Consider the following 18,208-nt stretch of genomic DNA (forward strand, 5'->3'; position numbering starts at 1 on the left):
GCCCACCCGTGCCGCCCCAGCGGCACGACTGCCCACAGCGGCGGTGCGGCGCGACCGCCCGCAGCGGCTGCCTCCGGAGGGCTCGCAAGGCGCCCCGCCAGACGTGGTCTGCGGAGCCAGTAACCTTGTGCGGGGCGCGGTCGTGTCCCGCGCCAGCCCACCACCCCGTACCAGGAAGGTGTCCTTCGCCGTGGAAACCGCCGCCCGGACTGCCCAGGCCGTGATCGTCGCTATCGACGGCCCCTCCGGCACGGGTAAGTCGAGCACGTCCAAGGCCGTCGCCGCGCAGCTCGGCCTCAGCTATCTGGACACCGGCGCCCAGTACCGGGCGATCACCTGGTGGATGGTGAACAACGGGATCGACATCACCGACCCCGGCGCGATAGCCGCCGCGGCCGGCAAGCCGGAGATCATCTCGGGCACCGACCCCTCCGCGCCGACGATCATCGTCGACGGTACCGACGTCGCCGGGCCCATCCGCACTCAGGAGGTCACCTCCAAGGTGAGCGCGGTCAGCGCGGTCCCGGAGGTGCGCGCCCGCATCACCGAGCTGCAGCGCTCGATCGCCGCCGCGGCCGAGAACGGCATCGTCGTCGAGGGCCGCGACATCGGCACGACCGTGCTGCCCGACGCGGACCTCAAGGTCTTCCTCACCGCCTCCCCCGAGGCGCGGGCCGCCCGCCGCAACGGCGAGCTCAAGGGCAAGGAGGCCGCCGACCTCGCCGCCACCAAGGCGGCGCTGATCAAGCGGGACGCGGCCGACTCCAGCCGCAAGACCTCGCCGCTCGCCAAGGCCGACGACGCGATCGAGGTGGACACCTCCGACCTCACGCTGCAGCAGGTCATCGAGTGCGTCGTCACCCTCATCGAGGAGAAGCGGGCCGGGAAGTGACCACGGCGGAGAGCGCGACGCCGTCCCGGCAGGGGGCCGAGGTCGGGCGGCGCATCGGCGTCGGCCTGATGTACGGCCTGTGGAAGCCGCGCGTCCTGGGCGCCTGGAAGGTCCCTGCGACCGGCCCGGCGATCCTGGCCGTGAACCACTCCCACAACATCGACGGCCCGATGGTCATGGGCGTAGCCCCCCGCCCCACGCACTTCCTGATCAAGAAGGAGGCGTTCGTCGGTCCACTGGACCCGTTCCTGCGCGGAATCGGCCAGCTGAAGGTGGACCGGGCGAGCGCCGACCGTACCGCGATCGCCCAGGCCCTCGGGGTCCTGGAGAACGGCGGCGTCCTCGGCATCTTCCCCGAGGGCACCCGGGGCGACGGCGACTTCGCCTCGCTGCGCGCAGGACTCGCGTACTTCGCGGTGCGCAGCGGCGCGCCGATCGTGCCCGTCGCGGTGATGGGAAGCGCCGAGCGGGGCGGGCGGTTGATAAAGGGGTTGCCGCCGTTGCGCAGCCGGGTCGACGTCGTCTTCGGCGACCCGTTCGAGGCGGGCGACGGCAGCGGACGGCGTACGCGCAAGGCGCTCGACGAGGCGACCGTGCGCATCCAGGGACAGCTCACCGCCCACCTGGAAAAGGCCAGGCGCCTCACCGGGCGCTAGGCGACACTTGAGTAGTGGATCACCGTGGTTCAACCCCATGGGGGTCCACCGATCACCACGATGAACGACGAGGTACGGACTTCATGAACGACCAGATCCAGCCCGAGGGCTCGGCGGAGCACGAGCACGGGGCGCTTGGCGACGCCGAGTACGCGGAGTTCATGGAGCTCGCCGCGGAAGAGGGCTTCGACATCGAGGATGTCGAGGGCGCCATCGAGGCGGCCGGGCACGGCCCGCTGCCGGTCCTCGCCGTCATCGGCCGCCCGAACGTCGGCAAGTCGACCCTGGTGAACCGCATCATCGGCCGCCGCGAGGCCGTCGTCGAGGACAAGCCGGGTGTCACCCGTGACCGTGTGACGTACGAGGCCGAGTGGGCGGGCCGCCGCTTCAAGGTCGTCGACACCGGCGGCTGGGAGCAGGACGTCCTCGGCATCGACGCCTCCGTCGCCGCCCAGGCCGAGTACGCGATCGAGGCCGCCGATGCGGTCGTGTTCGTCGTCGACTCGACGGTCGGCGCCACGGACACGGACGAGGCGGTCGTACGGCTGCTGCGCAAGGCTGGCAAGCCCGTCGTGCTGTGCGCCAACAAGGTCGACGGGCCGAGCGGCGAGGCAGACGCGGCGGCGCTCTGGTCGCTTGGCCTCGGCGAGCCACACCCCGTCTCCGCACTCCACGGCCGCGGCACCGGCGACATGCTGGACGCCGTCCTGGAGGCGCTGCCCGAGGCCCCGGCCCAGACCTTCGGCACCGCGGTCGGCGGCCCCCGCCGTATCGCACTCATCGGCCGCCCGAACGTCGGCAAGTCCTCGCTGCTCAACAAGGTCGCGAACGAGGAGCGCGTGGTCGTCAACGAGCTCGCGGGCACCACCCGCGACCCGGTCGACGAGATCATCGAACTCGGCGGCAAGACCTGGAAGTTCGTGGACACCGCCGGCATCCGCAAGCGCGTCCACCTCCAGCAGGGCGCCGACTACTACGCCTCGCTGCGCACCGCCGCCGCCGTCGAGAAGGCCGAGGTCGCCGTCGTCCTCATCGACGCGTCGGAGACGATCTCTGTACAGGACCAGCGCATCGTCACGATGGCCGTCGAGGCGGGCCGCGCGCTCGTCCTCGCGTACAACAAGTGGGACACCCTCGACGAGGAGCGCCGCTACTACCTGGAGCGGGAGATCGAGACGGAGCTCGGGCAGGTCGCCTGGGCGCCGCGGGTCAACGTCTCGGCGCGCACCGGCCGTCACATGGAGAAGCTCGTCCCGGCCATCGAGACGGCTCTTGAGGGCTGGGAGACCCGCGTTCCGACGGGCCGGCTGAACGCCTTCCTCGGCGAGCTGGTCGCCTCCCACCCGCACCCGATCCGCGGCGGCAAGCAGCCGCGCATCCTGTTCGGTACGCAGGCCGGGACCAAGCCGCCGCGGTTCGTACTTTTCGCCTCCGGGTTCATCGAGCACGGCTACCGGCGCTTCGTGGAGCGCCGGCTGCGCGAGGAGTTCGGGTTCGAGGGGACGCCGATCCACATCTCCGTGCGGGTGCGGGAGAAGCGCGGCAGGAAGAAGTAGGCGGCAGGAAGAAGTAGGCGCAAATGACACAGCCGGTTCGGTCCGGCCGGTAGGAACCGGCCGGACCGAACCGGCCGCAGGAATCGAGCGGAGCGCCGAGGTCAGCGCTCTCTGCGCGGAGCGGGCGGCAGCGCGGCTGGGAGGAGCCTCCCGAAGCCGTGCTGCCGCCCGACTGCTTGCCAGACGCCGGTCGTCGGGCTGGTCGGTCCGGCGTGGTCGCCGGCGCCCCGGGTGCCGTGGCGCCCGGGGCCCTGTCCCGTCCCGAAACCGGTGAACACCAGGTCCTCCTCGCCGCTCCTGTCACCCGGCAGTGTCCTGAAGGACCTGCGGTACTCGGCGTACAGCGTGTCGTAGATCGGCGTGGCCGAGCGGCTGCCCGTCGTGTCCTGCGGGGGCCGCATGGACGGGATGGTGCTCTGGTACGGCTGGCGGGAGGGGTTGTAAGTGTGCACGTACGTGCCAACGACTCCCTGGCCGCACAGATACTGTCTTGTGCCCGCGAACCGGGGTGGTTCGGGCGGAGTCGTCAGGTGCCCGCGAGCGGCATCGCGGCCGCGACCAGTCGGCCCGTGGCCGCGGCCCGGTCCAGGGCCTCACGCATCAGGTCCTCGCGGGGCTGGCGGCCGATCGTGCCGACCGGGGCCGCGAAGACCAGTACCTGCTGGAGCTTGTTGGCCGCCGCCCGCCAGCCGTCCGTGACCTGGAGCGGCTGGGGCGCCTGCCACCAGGCGACGGGGGAGCCACCGGCGGTGCCCGGCTGGAGCACGGCGTGCAGCTGGCCCATGGCGAGCAGCACCGACCAGCCGTGCTGCACGGGCGGCATGGTGTTCACGTCGGAGACCGGCATGAAGCCCTGCTCGATCAGCAGCGGCAGGAAGTCGTCACCGCCGCCCGTCGCACCGGGCCGGGCGATGGGGCCGGTCGGCTCGACGACCAGCGCCGGGTGGAGCTCTCCCTCGATGAGGACCAGGCCGCTGGTCACACCCAGGACGGCCGGCTCGGCTGCGGAGCGGGTGCCGAGGGGGTCGTCGCCGGTGGTGATCGAGCGTACGGCGCCCTGCAGCTGCTCCTCGGTGACCTGCACGACCTGCGATGCCAGACAGGTGGCGTGGGCGAAGGCGAGCACGGCGGTCTCCTCGCCGACGAACAGGACGGTGCTGGTGCGTTCCTGCTCCGAGTTGCCCGGGGTGCGGCAGGACGTGCAGTCGTAACTGCCCGGGGCGTTCTCTCCGGCGAGCAGCCGGTTGGCTTCTTCGTCGCCGATCTCGGCGCGTACGTCGTCGCTGACGTCGAGCATGCGCGGCACGGGTGGCTCCTCGGAATTCGCTTGGTACGGACACCGGGCGCTTCCCGGCTTGGGCCGGGCGGTTCCCGGCTCATGAAGGAACAACGGACGATCTGTGGCCGGAGTCACGCCCGGACCTGAACGGAATCGAACCATCCGAAGCACAGTGTGACGCGATGCCCGGAATCGGTCACTCCATGCCAACTGCTCGACGTCGCAAGGGAGTTGGACCGGTGAAGTGAGTCACAGATTCTTGCCCGACGTGGTCGACAAATCCGGAAATCAGCGAATGAAGTGGGTGGCTGAAAAGCGCTGATACCGCCGGTAATGCGCAACTGACCTCGAAAGACATGGAGTTGGTTGATCTCGGGGCGAACGGCTGCCTAGATTCCTCCGCCGTGTGCATCGAGCACCGCTCGGGTACGTCCGCAGGCCGCACCAGCCAGATCGCAGTACAGCCGCCGGCGGACGGGGCGGAGCGGCACAACCCGGCGCCGTATGCGCCGGGCCGCCGCACCGCCTTGGGGGAGCCCGGGTCCGCAGAGAGGGATCTCTATGTCCGCACGTCCCGAGTCCACTCGCACGACGGCAGTACTCGCCGGGGCCGCCCTGCTCGCCCCGCTGGCACTGCTCGCCGCCGCCACGGGCACCGCCCAGGCAGCGGACAGCGGAGTGTGGGACCGCATCGCCCAGTGCGAGAGCGGCGGGAACTGGCAGATCAACACCGGCAACGGTTACTACGGCGGGCTGCAGTTCTCCGCCTCCACCTGGCGCGCGTACGGCGGCACCGCCTACGCGGCCACCGCCGACAAGGCGTCCAAGGCGCAGCAGATCGCTGTCGCCACGAAGGTCCAGCAGGCACAGGGATGGGGTGCCTGGCCCACCTGTTCGGCGCGTGCCGGGGCGACGGGCAGCGCGCCCGCGGCGTCGAACACCACCACCGAGGCAGCCCCCTCGGAGCAGCCGTCGAAGGCGCCGGCCCGCTCCTCGGATCACACGGACCGCGGTTCCGCGCGCGGGGACTACACCGTCAAGCGTGGCGACACCCTGAGCTCCATCGCCGCGCAGCACGACACGTCCTGGCGCGCGGTCTACGCCGCCAACAAGGCGGTCATCGGAGACGATCCGAACCTGATCATGCCCGGCCAGAAGCTCGACCTCTGAGCCCTCTGCGTAGACGCACGCGCGCGTGGCCCCGCCCGGCCCTCCGGCCCGGCGGGGCCGTTCGCTGTGTCACAAGCGGGTTGGCCTGCTGTTGAGTTGGACTTCACCAGCACGTATGCGGGAAGTCGCCGATTAGTTCCCCGATTCGGCTACCGATAGCGCAACTGTTCGGGCACAAGATGATGATGGTGCCCAACCCACGTACTCGGCCCCGGGTCTAACCCTGCGGTAGGCGGACGAGACGGGACTGTCCGCGAGGAAGCGTGGGATACGGGGCCGTATGCATATCTCTTTCCTGATTCACAACGCGTACGGAATCGGAGGGACGATCCGGACGACGTACAACCTCGCGGGCGCCCTGGCCCAGCAGCACGACGTGGAGATCGTCTCCGTCTTCCGCCACCGCGACGAGCCGGTCTTCACGCCCGCGGAGGGCGTCCGCGTCCGCCACCTCGTCGACCTTCGCGAGGACACCCCGGGATACGAGGGCGACGACCCCGAGCATGCGCGTCGGGCGCGCACCTTCCCGCGCGCGGAGGGCCGTTACGAGCAGTACAGCGCCCTCACCGACCGGCGCATCGCCGGTCATCTCGCCACGCTCGAGTCCGATGTGGTGGTCGGCACCCGGCCCGGGCTCAATGTGCACCTCGCCCTGGAGACCAGGCGCGGTCCCGTGCGGGTGGGTCAGGAACACCTCACGCTCGACAGCCACTCGAGCGCCCTGCGCACGCGACTGCGCGGGGTGTACCCGCGGCTCGACGCGCTGACGACGACCACGGAGGCGGACGCGGGGGCGTACCGCAGGAAGATGCGGCTGCCCGGAGTGCACATCCAGGCCGTGCCGAACCCCGTGCCGGAGCCCGGCATAGAGCCCGCGGACGGCTCGCACAAATGGGTCGTCGCGGCCGGCCGGCTCGTCCCGGTCAAACGGTACGACCTGCTGATCAGGGCCTTCGACAAGGTCCGCGCCCAGCGGCCCGACTGGCGCCTGCGGATCTACGGCGGAGGCAAGCAGAAGGAGGCGCTGCGGGCCCTGATAGACGAGCTCGGCCTCTACAACCACGTCTATCTGATGGGTCCCGCCAACCCCATCGAGCCGGAATGGGCCAAGGGCTCCATCGCCGCCGTCACCTCCAGCCTCGAGTCCTTCGGCATGACCATCGTCGAGGCGATGCGCTGCGGCCTGCCCGTGGTCTCCACGGACTGCCCGCACGGACCCGGCGAGATCATCGCCAACGGAGTGGACGGACGGCTCGTCGAGGTCGGCAACGCCGACGCCATAGCCGAAGGCCTCCTCGAACTGATCAACAACGACGAACTGCGGCAGCAGATGGCCCACGCCGCGCTGGAGGACTCGCAGCGCTTCGACCCGGCCCGGATCGCCGAGCGATACGAGGCGATGTTCGCCGCCCTCGCCGGGCGCGGCGGTGGAGCCGGCCCGGGATCACGCATGCGCGGATCACTGCACCGTGCCCGCGGTGCGCTGCTCGGCGGTGCGTACGCCGTCCGGGACGCCGGACGTGCAGCGCTGAGCAAGGGGCGCACGGCATGACCGGCACGGCCAGGACCACCACTGAGGCACCGAAGAGAGGGCACGTCGTATGACCACCCTGGCACCAACCCCGGCCGGGGACCGGCACTCCCAGGCGGACGACGTCACCGCGGACCGCGCCGACTGCCAGGCCGACTCCGCGGGCGGACTGACCTTCGACATCGGCGACCCCGGCACGCCGGGACCGGCCCATCTGGTGCTGCGCCGCCGGGACTCCGGCCATCCCGCAGAGGAGGTGCGGCTGCCGCTGACCCCGGCGGCGGACGGCCGGCTGCGAGCCGCGCTGCCCAGCAGCGTCCGGCTGGCCGAGGGCCGCTGGGACGTCCACGTCCAGCACGCGGGCGAGGAGTCGCACCGCCTGGCGCCCGGCGTCAACGACCTGCGCTCGCTCGTCGACCGCGTCCCGGACGGCACGGGTGAACAGATCGCCGTGCGCATCCCCTACGCGACCAAACACGGCAACCTCACCGTCCGCAGCTGGCTGCGCTCCCCGCACGCCGAAGCGGGCGAGATCCTCATCAGCGAGGCGTCGATCGACATCCGTGGCCGCGTGTACGGCACTCCCCTCACCCCGGACGCCTATGCCGAAGCGGTCTCGCGCACCGAGCCCCACCGCGTCCAGCGGTCCCGGGTCACCGTCGACGGCGCGGACTTCACGGTCATCCTCCACTACGGGCTGCTGGCCGACGCCGGCCCCGGCCGGTGGAACCTGTGGCTGCGTCCGGCCGGCGAGAGCGGGCCGCGCGTACGGATCGCGCGGCTGCTGGACGACGTGCCGGACAAGAAGGCGATCTTCACCTACCCGTTCGTGCGCAGCGAGACGCGGCACGGAACCGTCGAGACCGGCCCGTACTACACCCTGGACAACGACCTGTCGGTGCACGTGCGGGCGGCCGGCCCGGGCAAGGACAGCTGACGCTTCCAGCGGACGGCCGCTGTCCGCAAGGGCTGGCAGACTCGGACGCATGCTGGAGACCTCGGCTCGACTGCTGCGTCTGCTCTCCCTCCTGCAGACCCACCGCGAATGGTCCGGCGCCGACCTGGCAGAGCGCCTCGGCGTCACGCCCCGCACGGTCCGGCGGGACGTGGACCGGCTGCGCGAACTCGGCTACCCCGTCAACGCGAGCCGCGGCACCGGCGGCGGCTACCAGCTCGGCGCGGGCGCCGAACTGCCGCCGCTGCTCCTGGACGACGACGAGGCCGTGGCCGTCGCGGTGGGCCTGCGCACCGCCGCCGGTCACGGCATCGAGGGCATCGGCGAGACCTCCGTACGCGCCCTGGCCAAGCTCGAACAGGTGCTTCCGAACCGGCTGCGCCGCCGTGTCGGCGCCCTGAACGCCTTCACCGTGCCGATGCTGCGCGGCCCGGGCACCTCCGCCGTGGACGCTTCCCTGCTCACCGAACTGGCCGCTGTCTGCCGCGACTCCGAGCGGCTGCGCTTCGAGTACCGCGACCACGGCGGCTCCGCGTCACGCCGTACCGTCGAACCGCTCCGCCTGGTGTGCACCGAGCGCCTCTGGTACCTGGTGGCCTGGGACCTGGACCGCGACGACTGGCGCACGTTCCGTGTCGACCGCATCACGCCCAAGCCACCGCACGGACCGCGGTTCGAGCCGCGCACCCCACCCGCCGCGGACCTCGCCGCCTATGTCTCCCAGGGTGTCTCCACGCGCGCGTACGCCGCGCATGCCGTCATCAGACTGCTCGTACCGGTCGAGGAGGCCAGGCTGCGGATCTCACCGTCGGCCGGGGTGCTGGAGCCCGAGAGCGAGGGCACCTGCCTGCTGCGCACCGGGGCCGCGAGCCTCGACCTGATGGTGATCCGCGTGATGATGCTGGGCTTCGACTTCGAGGTCGTCGAACCGGCCGAACTCACCGACCACATCAGGACGGTCCGCGACCGCCTCGACCGGGCTCTGCAACGGACCGGCTCCACCACCGGACGAGTGTCCGGCGTTCCGAATGGCGGACGCGTATTTCCCGTGAGCGGTCAATGCTCCTGAAGAGCACCTGACAGGGAAAAGGAACGGGCCGCCGCCGGTGCCTCCGCGCCGTTTTCCGGCGGCCTATTTCCGTACGGGACGAGGGGCCCCGGGGATTATGCCGGGAGTAAGCCCGAAGGCGAGCCGGAGCAACTCGGATTCCCCGCTGCCGTACGGGAGTTCACGGAAACGTCCGTCGTGATGCTGTGACAGAAGTGTGACAGCAGTGACAGCAGAGGACTGATTGCGCTCGGTCGCCGAACCGAGGGGCCGGGGGACTGCATGAGGCTGAACGGCCTTTCGCCGGGGCGCCGGGCCGCCTAACGTGACGTGCATGGCACCCATTCCCCAACCGCCCGCAGAGCCCCAGGACAGCCCCGAGTCGTACGTGGGCCTCGACGCCGAATCCGCAGAGCGGCACGCCCGCGCGCGCGGCTGGTCCACGGTCAGGTCGCTGCCGCCCGGCGCGATCATCACCATGGAGTACCGCGCGGGACGTCTCAATTTCGAGGTCACGAACGGCACCGTGACGCGCTGCTGGAAGGGCTGACCCCGACCCCCACCGGCATGGCGAAGGCCCCGGACCTGCCCGAAAGGGCGGGAGCCGGGGCCTTCGTGGTGCGGGGAGCGGCTGTGCGTACCGGAACCCCGCCGCTGTCCGTCAGTCGCCCGTCACCGCGCGGCCGGGCTCGCGCCGCGCGCCGTCCGGTCGGGATGCGGGGGGCGGCGGCTGCCCACCGGGGTGACCGGAGTGCGCTCCGACCGTGCCGAGTGCGGTCCGGGCGCCAGGTGGACCGGGCCGCGCGGGGCGCCGACCCGCGGGGGAGCGGCCGGATCGCGTACGGGCGTCTCCTCGTCCGGCTGGGCTCGCTGCGTGACCGGCGTCGGGGCGCCGACCGGGGCGGGTACCGGCATCGTGCCGGCCCGACGGCTGCGCCAGGTGTCCCGCAGGGCGAAGATCCAGGCCTCGGCCCTGTTGATCAGCGGCTCGAACCAGGGCAGCGCCAGCAGGATCAGCAGACCCGCGGCCCAGCCGAGCAGGACGTCGCTCAGCCAGTGCGTACCGAGATAGACGGTGGTCAGGCCGACGCCGAGGGCGATCACGGCCGAAAGGGCCGACAGCCAGCGCCTGGCCCGCGGCGTCGAGGCCATATAGGCGAGAATGCCCCAGGTCACGACGGCGTTCGCGGTGTGTCCTGAAGGAAATATATCGCCGCCGCGCCACATCTCGTTCGAGCCGATCTCGGTCGCGTAGTGCGGGCCGAGTCTGCCCATGCCGAGCTTGGCGGCGCCCACGGTCACGTTCAGCAGCAGCAGCGACGTGCCGAGCGTCAGCATCGGCCGCAAGGTGTGCTGCCGCCAGGAGCGCCAGCCCAGCCAGGCCGCGACCATGACCGCGGTCGGGCCGCGCTGGCCCAGGACCACGTAGTAGTCGAGGAGGGCGTGCACCTCCGGCCACTGCTGATACGGGCGGAAGAACATGAGCTGCCAGTCCAACCGGACCAGCCACGACGTGGTCACCACGGCCCACACGATGGCGGCGTAGAACGCCAGGGTCAGCCCGAACAGCACGACCCGGTGCCGGCTCATCTGCGGCATGTCGAGATGGGCCGGTCGCTCCGGTTCCCGGTCCAGCCGGGCGAAGACCCGGTCCACGCGGGTCAGGTTTTGTTCGGTACGCACCCAATCGACGTTACAGCGAGTGAGGTGCCGACCTGGTCGAATCCTCGCTTTTGTGATGACGATGTGATGTGGGATTGCTCTCAACGAGTGCTTTATTAAGTGCATTTGGGTAACCCGCCCGGCGTTTCTCCTTCAATTCCGCCAAGCCCTGTGCTGCATCACTTATATGACGGGCTGAATTCTGTTCACCGGGTGCTGGTGGGGATTTTCCCCGACGGTCACTGGTGTCCGGGCCCCTCGGGCGGGCCCGCGGGCGGGCGGCGGCCGGTCACGGGGTGCGCACAGCACGGGACGAGACCTGCGAGAGGGCGCGACAAGATCACGTCATGTGACCGATTATCGACGGCCGCGGGAACCGGGCAGCCCTCGGGGGCGTGGTGCCAGGGAGAGGAGTGGCGTACGCCACACACCGTCGCGTACATCCATGAGAGGTCCGCCACGTGCCATCGGTGGGATCTCGCGTACTCTGGCGGCTCACTCGTGTTGTGTGCCGGGGCCCGGGAGCCGCTCCTCCCGCGCCGAAGCTGCGGGATCCGTCCCCCACCCCGCAGGCCCGCCGAGCGCGAGGGAACATCTGGGAGGTACGCCATGTCCGGGACGACCACGGCCGCTGCGCGCGGTCCCGCGGGCGCCCCCCGACATCACCACCGGGCGCAGGACGCCAACCGCTGGCTGGTCCTCGTCGTCCTCTGCGTCAGTCTGCTGCTCGTCGCCGTCGACGCGACCGTGCTGCACGTCGCGGTCCCGGCCGTGACCGAGGACCTCAGACCCGGTGCCATAGAACTGCTGTGGATAGTCGACATCTATCCGCTCGTCTGCGCCTCGCTGCTGATCCTCTTCGGCACGCTCGGCGACCGCGTCGGCCGCAGACGCGTCCTCCTCCTCGGGTACGCGCTGTTCGGTGTGGCCTCCGCGGTGGCGGCGTTCGCCCACACCCCGGAGATCCTCATAGCGGCCCGCGCGCTGCTCGGCGTCGGCGGCGCCATGATCATGCCGGCCACGCTGTCGATCCTCCGGCAGGTCTTCCCCGACCGTCGCGAGAGAGCCCTCGCGATCGGCATCTGGAGCGCGGTGGCCGCCGTGGGCGCCGCCGTCGGACCGCTGCTCGGCGGCTTCCTCCTCGAGCACTTCTGGTGGGGCTCGGTCTTCCTCGTCAACATCCCGCTGATGCTGGTCAGCCTGCCCGTCGGCCGCTGGCTGCTGCCGGAGTCCACCGGCGACCGCAACGGGCCGTGGGACGTGGTGGGCGCGCTGATGGCCGCTGCCGGCCTCTTCGGTGTCGTACTCGGCGTGAAGCGCGCGGGCGGCGGCGAGCCGCTGATCAGTCCGCTGACCGTGCTGCCGTTGCTGGTGGGTGCCGCACTGCTCGCCGGGTTCGTCCGGCGCCAGCGGCGGCGGGCGCACCCTCTCGTCGATCTGAAGATGTTCGCCCGGCCCGCGTTCTCGACGTCCGTGGGCTGCATCGTCCTGGCGATGCTCGCCCTGGTCGGGCTCGAGCTGATCGCCGCGCAGTATCTGCAGCTCGTGCTCGGCCTCTCCCCGCTGGAGACGGGGTTGCGGCTGCTGCCGCTCACCATCGCCGCGATGGCCGCGGGCCTTGTGGGCTCGAAGCTGCTGCACCGCTTCGGGCCGCGCAGGATGGTCTGCTCCGGCTTCGTCCTCACCGCGGCGGCCGTGCTCACGCTCACCGCGATGGGCGGCCACGACAACCCCGGGCTGCTGCTCGCCGGATTCGTCCTGCTCGGCTTCGGCCTGGAGACGACGCTTTTCGGCGCCTACGAGTCCATGCTGAGCGAGGCGCCGCAGGAGCAGGCGGGCGGGGCGGCCGCGATCGGCGAGACGTCGTACCAGCTGGGCGCGGGGATCGGGATCGCGCTGCTGGGCAGCGTCATGAACGCCGCGTATGCGCCCGGGCTCTCCGCGGTGCCGGGCGTCCCGTCCGCGGCGCGCGACGCCGCGAGCCACTCGCTCGGCGAGGCGTACGAGGTGTCCGGCCACCTCGGCGGTACGGCGGGCCCGGCCCTGCGCGAGGCGGCCCGCACCGCGTTCGTCCACGGCCTCCATGTGACGCTGCTGGTCAGCGGGGGTCTGCTGCTTCTCGGTGCGTTGATGGCGGTGCGGCTGCCGCGGGGCATGGAGTGCGGGGAGGCGTCGGGGGTGGCGGTGCCTCCGGCGGTGGTGCCTTCGGCGGTGGTGCCTCCGGCGGCGGAGGCTGGTGGTGCGGCGTCCGGGAGGGGCGGACCCCGTCATACGGAGACCCCTCAGGTGGGGCCCCGCCAGGCGGTGCCGCGTGACGCGGCGTCTCGCAGTACAGCGCTTCAGTGACGCCTGCGGTTCGCTGGGGTGCGCCACCTGTCGGTGGGTGGGTTGGCGCGTGGGCGTCTGCGGGTCTGCTTCGGTGCGCCGTCTGTCGGTGGGTGGGTTGGCGCGTGGGCGGTTGCGGGTCTGCTTCGGTGCGCCGTCTGTCGGTGGGTGGGTTGATGCGTGGGCGTCTGCCCGTTCGCTTCGGTGCGCCGTCTGTCGGTGGGTGGGTTGGCGCGTGGGCGTCTGCCGGTTCGCTTCGGTGCGCCGTCTGTCGGTGGGTGGGTCGGGGACGTGCCGGGATGTACGTCCTCGGTCTGGCGCCTGGCCGTACGTCGTGCGGGGAGCCCGGAGTTTGCGCCAGCCTCCCCCAGTGCCTTAAGGGCCTGGGAGGTACCCCCAGCGGGCGCACATCCCGGCGCGTCCCCTTCGGCACGCTCGCGGCTTCCGGCCGGTGGCCGGTTGCGGGCTCCCGGATGGTGATCGGTCCGGGTACGTGGGCGGCTGCCGGGCGGTGGCCGGTTGCGGGCTCTCGGACGTCGGTCCGGGTACGTGGGCGGCTGCGGGTCCGCTTCGGTGCGCCACCTGTGTTGGCGGTTGGGGCGAGTACGCGGCTGCGGGCACAGCGGCGAAGGCAAGGCACGCCTGGCGTGCCTTGCCTCAGCTCTGGTTGAAGAAACCATCCTCCGGGCGGCCCATCGCCTCGCTCACGATCTGCGTATGCGCGGGCGTGAGCAGGAAGACCCGGTGCGCGACGCGGTCGATCGAGCCGCGCAGGCCGAAGATCAGCCCGGCCGCGAAGTCCACGATGCGCTTGGCGTCGGCGGCCTCCATGGCCGTGAGGTTGACGATGACCGGGACGCCCTCCCGGAACAGCTCGCCGATGGTGCGCGCGTCCCGGAAGCTGTCCGGCGTGATCGTGCCGATCCGGCGGCCCTTCTCCTCGGCCTCCTCCGTCGCCACCTTCACGCGAGGATCGGTCACCCAGACGTCACCGGGCTCGTGGCCCTCGGCCGAGTCGTCGTCATAGCCGTCGTAGTAACGCTCGTCATTGTTGTCGTCGACGAGGCCAAGCCAGGCACTCGCCTTGCGCACCGATCCCATGGACGCCTCCTCTCACAGCGGTCTTTCTGTGTGCCGCACCCCTATGGTCGTCCATGATGCGGACTGTGCGCCAAGGGGATAGTCGCCGCGCGGGCTTTTCGTGACGGTTCTGGTGCACAGCAAACCCGTTGGTGACCTTGATTCCCAAGGGTCTTGCTGTGTAAGGCTGCTGACTGAGAGTGAAATAATATTCTTCTCGGCGTTTGGGTGACGTCGGAGCGTCCGGGTGAACGGCGCGTTCGGCAGGCTGCGGCGACTCGGCTCTACGGCTCATGGGGGGACCGTCGTGTTCGGCATGGTCAGGCCATGCGCCTATCGTCTCGGTGAGGGCCTGAAAACCTAGTGGATGGCGCATCTGTGCGGTCCCCCAGCGCCTTAAGGGCCTGGGAGGTGCCCCCAGTCTCGCGCTGCGCGGCGACCACGGACAGTTCGCCAGGGTCGTCACGAACTATGACGGGCTGCTCATCGCGGTCCTGACGGAGGCTCAGGCCGAGCGGACCATGGGATGGCGGCGGACGGCAGGGCCCTGTCCTTCCCCAAGCTCTTAAGGAGCAGGGGAGACCCCATCCGCGGCATGCGTACCGCCTCCGTCGCACAGGACCGACCGAGACCGCCACCGCCGCGGCCTTCGCACACACGGCTGTGCTGGCCGGCCGGCCGGGCACCGGCGGCTGTTGTGACTGCTGCGGTAACTGCTGTGACGGCTGCGACTGCGGCTGTGACTGCTGAGCGGGAAGCCCGTCAGCCGTCGTATACGGCGGCTCCGCAGTGCCCACGCCATCTGGGGGCTTTCAGGGGCGTGTTTCCGGGCAGTAAAACAAGCACATGATCTGGTAACCGGTGCCGACGGGTCTCGTTGGTCGAGCGCAGAACCTCTTCTGTTCTCCGTCAACTCACCATCCCTGTAAGGCACTTCATCAGTGGAAGACGTCACAGCGACTCCCGCAGGCGGGCGCGTTCCCGGCGCCCGCGGCGGGCCGGTCCGCAAAGCCCCCCGCACCATCCGCACCCGCCTCTTGAGGATCCTCGTCCTCGCCCTGGCCATCCTGCTGGCGTTGCTCGGCACGATGGCGGCCCAGCAGATCTCCGACTACCGCAACGCCGAGGACACGGCGCAGAACGCCCGGCTGGAGATCTCCCTGCAGGGCCTCATCCACGAACTGCAGAAGGAGCGCGGACTCACCACCGGCTACGTCGGCGGCGTACACCAGTTCCGCGCCAAGCTGCCCGCCCAGCGCAAGGCGACCGACGAGGCGCGCGCCGCGCTCGAGCGGGCGCTGGCCGGCAAGGACACCGCCGCCGCCGAGTCCGTGCGGGAGTCGCTGGGCCGGCTCGCCGGGCTCGCCGCCATCCGCGAGAACGCCGACGACGGCACCGGCCGGGTCACGAGCACCTTCGACTACTTCACCACCACCATCACCGTCCTGGACCGGCTCGGAATGGGCCTCGAGGATGTCCACGACACCCGGCTGCGCGCCTCCTACCAGGCACTTCAAACGCTGGGCAACGCCAAGGAGTTCACCGGCGAGGAGCGCGCCATCGTGCTTGGCTCGGTGCGCGCCGGACACTTCCGCGACGACGACTACAGCCGCTTCATGGAGATCCGGGCCGGACGGCTCGCCGCCCTCGACGCCTTCCCGCACGCGGCGACCACCGCCCAGGAACGGCGGCTCGCAGCGGCCCTCAGCACTCCGGACGCCGAGCGCGCGCTGTCGTACGAGACGGTGGCGGTGCGCGGCGGCGGCGACCTCACCGAGTCCGACGTCCCGCCGATGGCCTGGTGGGACAGCATGACCTCGACCATCAACGGGCTGCGCGAGGTGCAGATCTCCCTCGGCGCCGACGTCGACGAGCGGGCCCGGCAGCTCAGCGGTGACGCGCAGCGCGACCTGCTGCTCTTCGTGCTGCTCGCGCTCGCCGCCACGGCCGTGCTCGGCGCCCTGGCGCTGGACTGCGTACGGTCCGTCTCCGCTCCCCTGAGCAACCTCGCCGAGCAGGCCCGCGACATCGCCCGTGAGCGCCTGCCGGGCGCCGTCGCCCGGATCCAGGCCGCCTCCGGCGACGCGCTCGAGCCGCCCGAGGGCCTGTCCGTATCCGAACGGGCGGGTGCCGAGGTACGCGAGGTCGCCGAGGCCTTCGACCGCGTGCAGCGCGCCGCCTTCGACCTCGCGACCGAGCAGGCCGTGCTGCGCCGCAACGCCACCGACTCGCTGGTCAGCCTCGGCCGCCGCAACCAGAACCTGGTACGCCGTCAGATCAGCTTCATCAACAAGCTGGAGCACGAGGACGCCGACCCGGCGACGCTCGCCAACCTCTTCGAGCTGGACCACCTGGCCACCCGTATGCGCCGCAACGCCGAGAGCCTGCTCGTCCTCGCCGGGGAGTCCAGCCCGCGGACGTCGTCCACGCCGCTGTCCGTCACCGACGTGCTGCGCGCCGCGCTCTCCGAGGTCGAGGAGTACCGCCGGGTGACCCTGCGCCGGATCGAACCCGCGCACATCACCGGCTCCGTGGTGGCCGAAGTCGCCCACCTGCTCGCCGAGCTCGTCGAGAACGCGCTCAGCTTCTCGCCTCCCACGTCCGAGGTCGAGATCGAGGGGCGGAGCACGAGCGCGGGCTATCTCATCGCCATCGTCGACCACGGTCTCGGCATGGACACCCAGGCGCTCGCCGAGGCGAACGTACGTCTCTCCGGCACGGCCAGCTTCATGGCCGAACCGACCCGGTTCCTCGGCCACTTCGTGGTCGGCGCCCTCGCCCGCAAGCGCGGCATCGAGGTGCGTCTCGGGGAGGGCCCGGCCGAGGGCGTCGTCGCCCGCGTACTGATCCCCGCCACCCTGCTCGCGGAGGCCGGCACCCGGGCTCCCGCCGCTGGGGCGGCCGCGGCCGTCGAGGCCATGGAGACGCTGCCGGCCGTGCCGGCCCAGCGCACCGGATCCGACGCTGCCGCTGCCGCCGCGGAGCCCGCCGGATCCGACGCCATGGCTGCCGAGCAGGCCGGATCCGACGCCGCCGCCGCGGAGCACGCCGGACAGCTCGTCTCCGTCGGGGCAGCCGGGGGCACGGGGGAGCCGTCGCCGCGAGCGGCAGCCGGACAGCAGGCGGGCTCGGCGGCTTCCGCCGCGCGTGGCCCCTCCGCCGCCCGTACCCGTAACGGGCTCGTCAAACGGCCGCGGCGCAGCGCCATCTCCGACGCCGTCAGCGAGAGCGCCCGGCCGAGCCGCCCGGCGTCGTCCGGGCCGGCGCCCGACCGCAGCCCTGAGGAGATCTCCGGCATGCTCACATCGCTGCGCAGCGCCCATATGCGGGGCGGGATCAGCGTCGAGAAGGAGCGCGATCAGGAGAAGACCCGGCGGCAGGACCGGAAGGACCGGAAGGCCCCGAAGGACGCTAAGGACGCGAAGGACCAGCGGGGGAGGACTCCTGCTGAGCCGGAGCAGGCCGAGCAGGCGGACAAGGGTGCCGAGGCCGGCGCCGGGGAGGGCCGGGACAAGTGACCACTGTCGACGTGCACAACGACTCGAAGACCTTCAACTGGCTGCTCGCCAACTTCGTCCGCAACACCGACGGAGTGCGCGACGCCGTCGCCGTCTCGTCCGACGGCCTTCTGATCGCCGTCTCGGACGGCCTGGGACGCACCGAGGCCGACCATCTCGCCGCGATCGTCTCGGGCCTGTCGAGCCTGGCCCGCAGCGCCTCGCGCCGCTACACCTTCGACGGCGTGAAGCTGATCATGATTGAGATGGGCCGGGGCTTTCTGCTCGTCTCCGCGATCCGGGACGGCAGCTGCCTCGGCGTCCTCGCCGACAGCAGCGGTGAACTCGGCCTGGTCGGCTATGAGATGGCCGTGCTGGCGGAGCGCGCCGGCGATCTGCTCACTCCCGCGCTCATCGTGGATCTACGACAGGCGCTGCCACGATGAGCGGGGCAGGTACAGGCAGAGGCTCGTCCCACGAGGAGACAACGGTCGCCCCGGCTGACGAGGACACGGGCGTGGGCCCGGCGGACCAGGACACGGCCGCCAGTCCGGCTG

Annotated in this window: 15 protein-coding genes and 1 pseudogene; 12 read left to right on the forward strand and 4 right to left on the reverse strand. The window is 71.2% G+C overall.

Features of this window, described 5'->3' with window-relative positions; genetic code table 11:
- Window positions 1-220 precede the first annotated feature (220 nt).
- The 3 genes from cmk (at window position 221) to der (ending at window position 3,104) form a co-directional block, all read left to right on the forward strand.
- Window positions 221-892, forward strand: a complete 672-nt coding sequence (gene cmk, locus STSP_RS00395; protein ID WP_067270477.1) for a (d)CMP kinase — start codon at window positions 221-223, stop codon at window positions 890-892.
- Complete coding sequence (locus tag STSP_RS00400; RefSeq protein ID WP_198547227.1) at window positions 850-1,548, forward strand: lysophospholipid acyltransferase family protein; 699 nt, start codon at window positions 850-852, stop codon at window positions 1,546-1,548. Before cmk ends, STSP_RS00400 begins: the two co-directional genes overlap by 43 nt.
- 83 nt (window positions 1,549-1,631) lie before the next feature.
- On the forward strand, window positions 1,632-3,104 hold the full coding sequence (gene der, locus STSP_RS00405) for a ribosome biogenesis GTPase Der (RefSeq protein ID WP_067270451.1): 1,473 nt from the start codon (window positions 1,632-1,634) through the stop codon (window positions 3,102-3,104).
- A 101-nt stretch (window positions 3,105-3,205) separates the two neighbouring features.
- Here the strand turns inward: der and STSP_RS00410 are convergent, their stop codons facing one another.
- Window positions 3,206-3,505: a hypothetical protein gene (locus tag STSP_RS00410; protein ID WP_332835341.1), complete on the reverse strand. Its 300-nt coding sequence runs from the start codon at window positions 3,503-3,505 to the stop codon at window positions 3,206-3,208.
- A gap of 125 nt (window positions 3,506-3,630) precedes the next feature.
- Window positions 3,631-4,410: a hypothetical protein gene (locus STSP_RS00415; RefSeq protein ID WP_067270457.1), complete on the reverse strand. Its 780-nt coding sequence runs from the start codon at window positions 4,408-4,410 to the stop codon at window positions 3,631-3,633.
- 534 nt (window positions 4,411-4,944) lie between these two features.
- Between STSP_RS00415 and STSP_RS00420 the strand changes: the two genes are divergently transcribed.
- The 5 genes from STSP_RS00420 (at window position 4,945) to STSP_RS00440 (ending at window position 9,637) form a co-directional block, all read left to right on the forward strand.
- Window positions 4,945-5,553, forward strand: coding sequence for a LysM peptidoglycan-binding domain-containing protein (locus STSP_RS00420; protein WP_067270459.1), 609 nt, complete (start codon window positions 4,945-4,947; stop codon window positions 5,551-5,553).
- A 280-nt stretch (window positions 5,554-5,833) separates the two neighbouring features.
- Window positions 5,834-7,105, forward strand: a complete 1,272-nt coding sequence (locus tag STSP_RS00425; RefSeq protein ID WP_067270461.1) for a glycosyltransferase family 4 protein — start codon at window positions 5,834-5,836, stop codon at window positions 7,103-7,105.
- Window positions 7,106-7,154: 49 nt separating this feature from the next.
- Window positions 7,155-8,021, forward strand: coding sequence for a FixH family protein (locus STSP_RS00430; protein WP_232789468.1), 867 nt, complete (start codon window positions 7,155-7,157; stop codon window positions 8,019-8,021).
- A gap of 49 nt (window positions 8,022-8,070) precedes the next feature.
- Window positions 8,071-9,108, forward strand: a complete 1,038-nt coding sequence (locus STSP_RS00435) for a helix-turn-helix transcriptional regulator (protein ID WP_067270464.1) — start codon at window positions 8,071-8,073, stop codon at window positions 9,106-9,108.
- 313 nt (window positions 9,109-9,421) lie between these two features.
- Window positions 9,422-9,637 (forward strand): I78 family peptidase inhibitor, encoded by a 216-nt coding sequence (locus STSP_RS00440; protein WP_067270465.1) that lies wholly within the window; start codon window positions 9,422-9,424, stop codon window positions 9,635-9,637.
- Between the two features lie 122 nt (window positions 9,638-9,759).
- Here the strand turns inward: STSP_RS00440 and STSP_RS00445 are convergent, their stop codons facing one another.
- The gene (locus STSP_RS00445; RefSeq protein ID WP_067270468.1) at window positions 9,760-10,770 is read right to left on the reverse strand and encodes a phosphatase PAP2 family protein; all 1,011 of its coding nucleotides are present in this window, start codon (window positions 10,768-10,770) and stop codon (window positions 9,760-9,762) included.
- A 588-nt stretch (window positions 10,771-11,358) separates the two neighbouring features.
- Here STSP_RS00445 and STSP_RS00450 point away from each other — a divergent pair.
- Window positions 11,359-13,095, forward strand: coding sequence for an MFS transporter (locus tag STSP_RS00450; protein WP_078066772.1), 1,737 nt, complete (start codon window positions 11,359-11,361; stop codon window positions 13,093-13,095).
- A gap of 636 nt (window positions 13,096-13,731) precedes the next feature.
- Here STSP_RS00450 and STSP_RS00455 read toward each other — a convergent pair.
- Window positions 13,732-14,175, reverse strand: coding sequence for a cell division protein SepF (locus STSP_RS00455; protein ID WP_067270471.1), 444 nt, complete (start codon window positions 14,173-14,175; stop codon window positions 13,732-13,734).
- Window positions 14,176-14,461: 286 nt separating this feature from the next.
- Between STSP_RS00455 and STSP_RS39885 the strand changes: the two are divergent.
- The 3 genes and pseudogenes from STSP_RS39885 to STSP_RS00465 all read left to right on the forward strand — a co-directional run.
- A pseudogene (locus tag STSP_RS39885) lies at window positions 14,462-14,708 on the forward strand (hypothetical protein); the annotation flags it as partial.
- Between the two features lie 483 nt (window positions 14,709-15,191).
- Window positions 15,192-17,672 (forward strand): ATP-binding protein, encoded by a 2,481-nt coding sequence (locus STSP_RS00460; RefSeq protein ID WP_232789469.1) that lies wholly within the window; start codon window positions 15,192-15,194, stop codon window positions 17,670-17,672.
- Window positions 17,669-18,097, forward strand: coding sequence for a roadblock/LC7 domain-containing protein (locus tag STSP_RS00465; protein WP_067270475.1), 429 nt, complete (start codon window positions 17,669-17,671; stop codon window positions 18,095-18,097). The genes STSP_RS00460 and STSP_RS00465 overlap by 4 nt, the downstream gene beginning before the upstream one ends.
- Window positions 18,098-18,208: the final 111 nt, after the last annotated feature.

Origin of the sequence: Streptomyces jeddahensis (assembly GCF_001642995.1) — a bacterium.
GTDB classification, from domain to species: domain Bacteria; phylum Actinomycetota; class Actinomycetes; order Streptomycetales; family Streptomycetaceae; genus Streptomyces; species Streptomyces jeddahensis.

Excerpts from the sequence above, each read along its gene's own strand:
- der (WP_067270451.1), top strand. The coding sequence starts at position 1,632 with ATGAACGACCAGATCCAGCCCGAGGGCTCGGCGGAGCACGAGCACGGG.
- STSP_RS00410 (WP_332835341.1), bottom strand. The coding sequence starts at position 3,505 with ATGCGGCCCCCGCAGGACACGACGGGCAGCCGCTCGGCCACGCCGATC.
- STSP_RS00420 (WP_067270459.1), top strand. The coding sequence starts at position 4,945 with ATGTCCGCACGTCCCGAGTCCACTCGCACGACGGCAGTACTCGCCGGG.
- STSP_RS00425 (WP_067270461.1), top strand. The coding sequence starts at position 5,834 with ATGCATATCTCTTTCCTGATTCACAACGCGTACGGAATCGGAGGGACG.
- STSP_RS00430 (WP_232789468.1), top strand. The coding sequence starts at position 7,155 with ATGACCACCCTGGCACCAACCCCGGCCGGGGACCGGCACTCCCAGGCG.
- STSP_RS00435 (WP_067270464.1), top strand. The coding sequence starts at position 8,071 with ATGCTGGAGACCTCGGCTCGACTGCTGCGTCTGCTCTCCCTCCTGCAG.
- STSP_RS00440 (WP_067270465.1), top strand. The coding sequence starts at position 9,422 with ATGGCACCCATTCCCCAACCGCCCGCAGAGCCCCAGGACAGCCCCGAG.
- STSP_RS00450 (WP_078066772.1), top strand. The coding sequence starts at position 11,359 with ATGTCCGGGACGACCACGGCCGCTGCGCGCGGTCCCGCGGGCGCCCCC.
- STSP_RS00455 (WP_067270471.1), bottom strand. The coding sequence starts at position 14,175 with ATGGGATCGGTGCGCAAGGCGAGTGCCTGGCTTGGCCTCGTCGACGAC.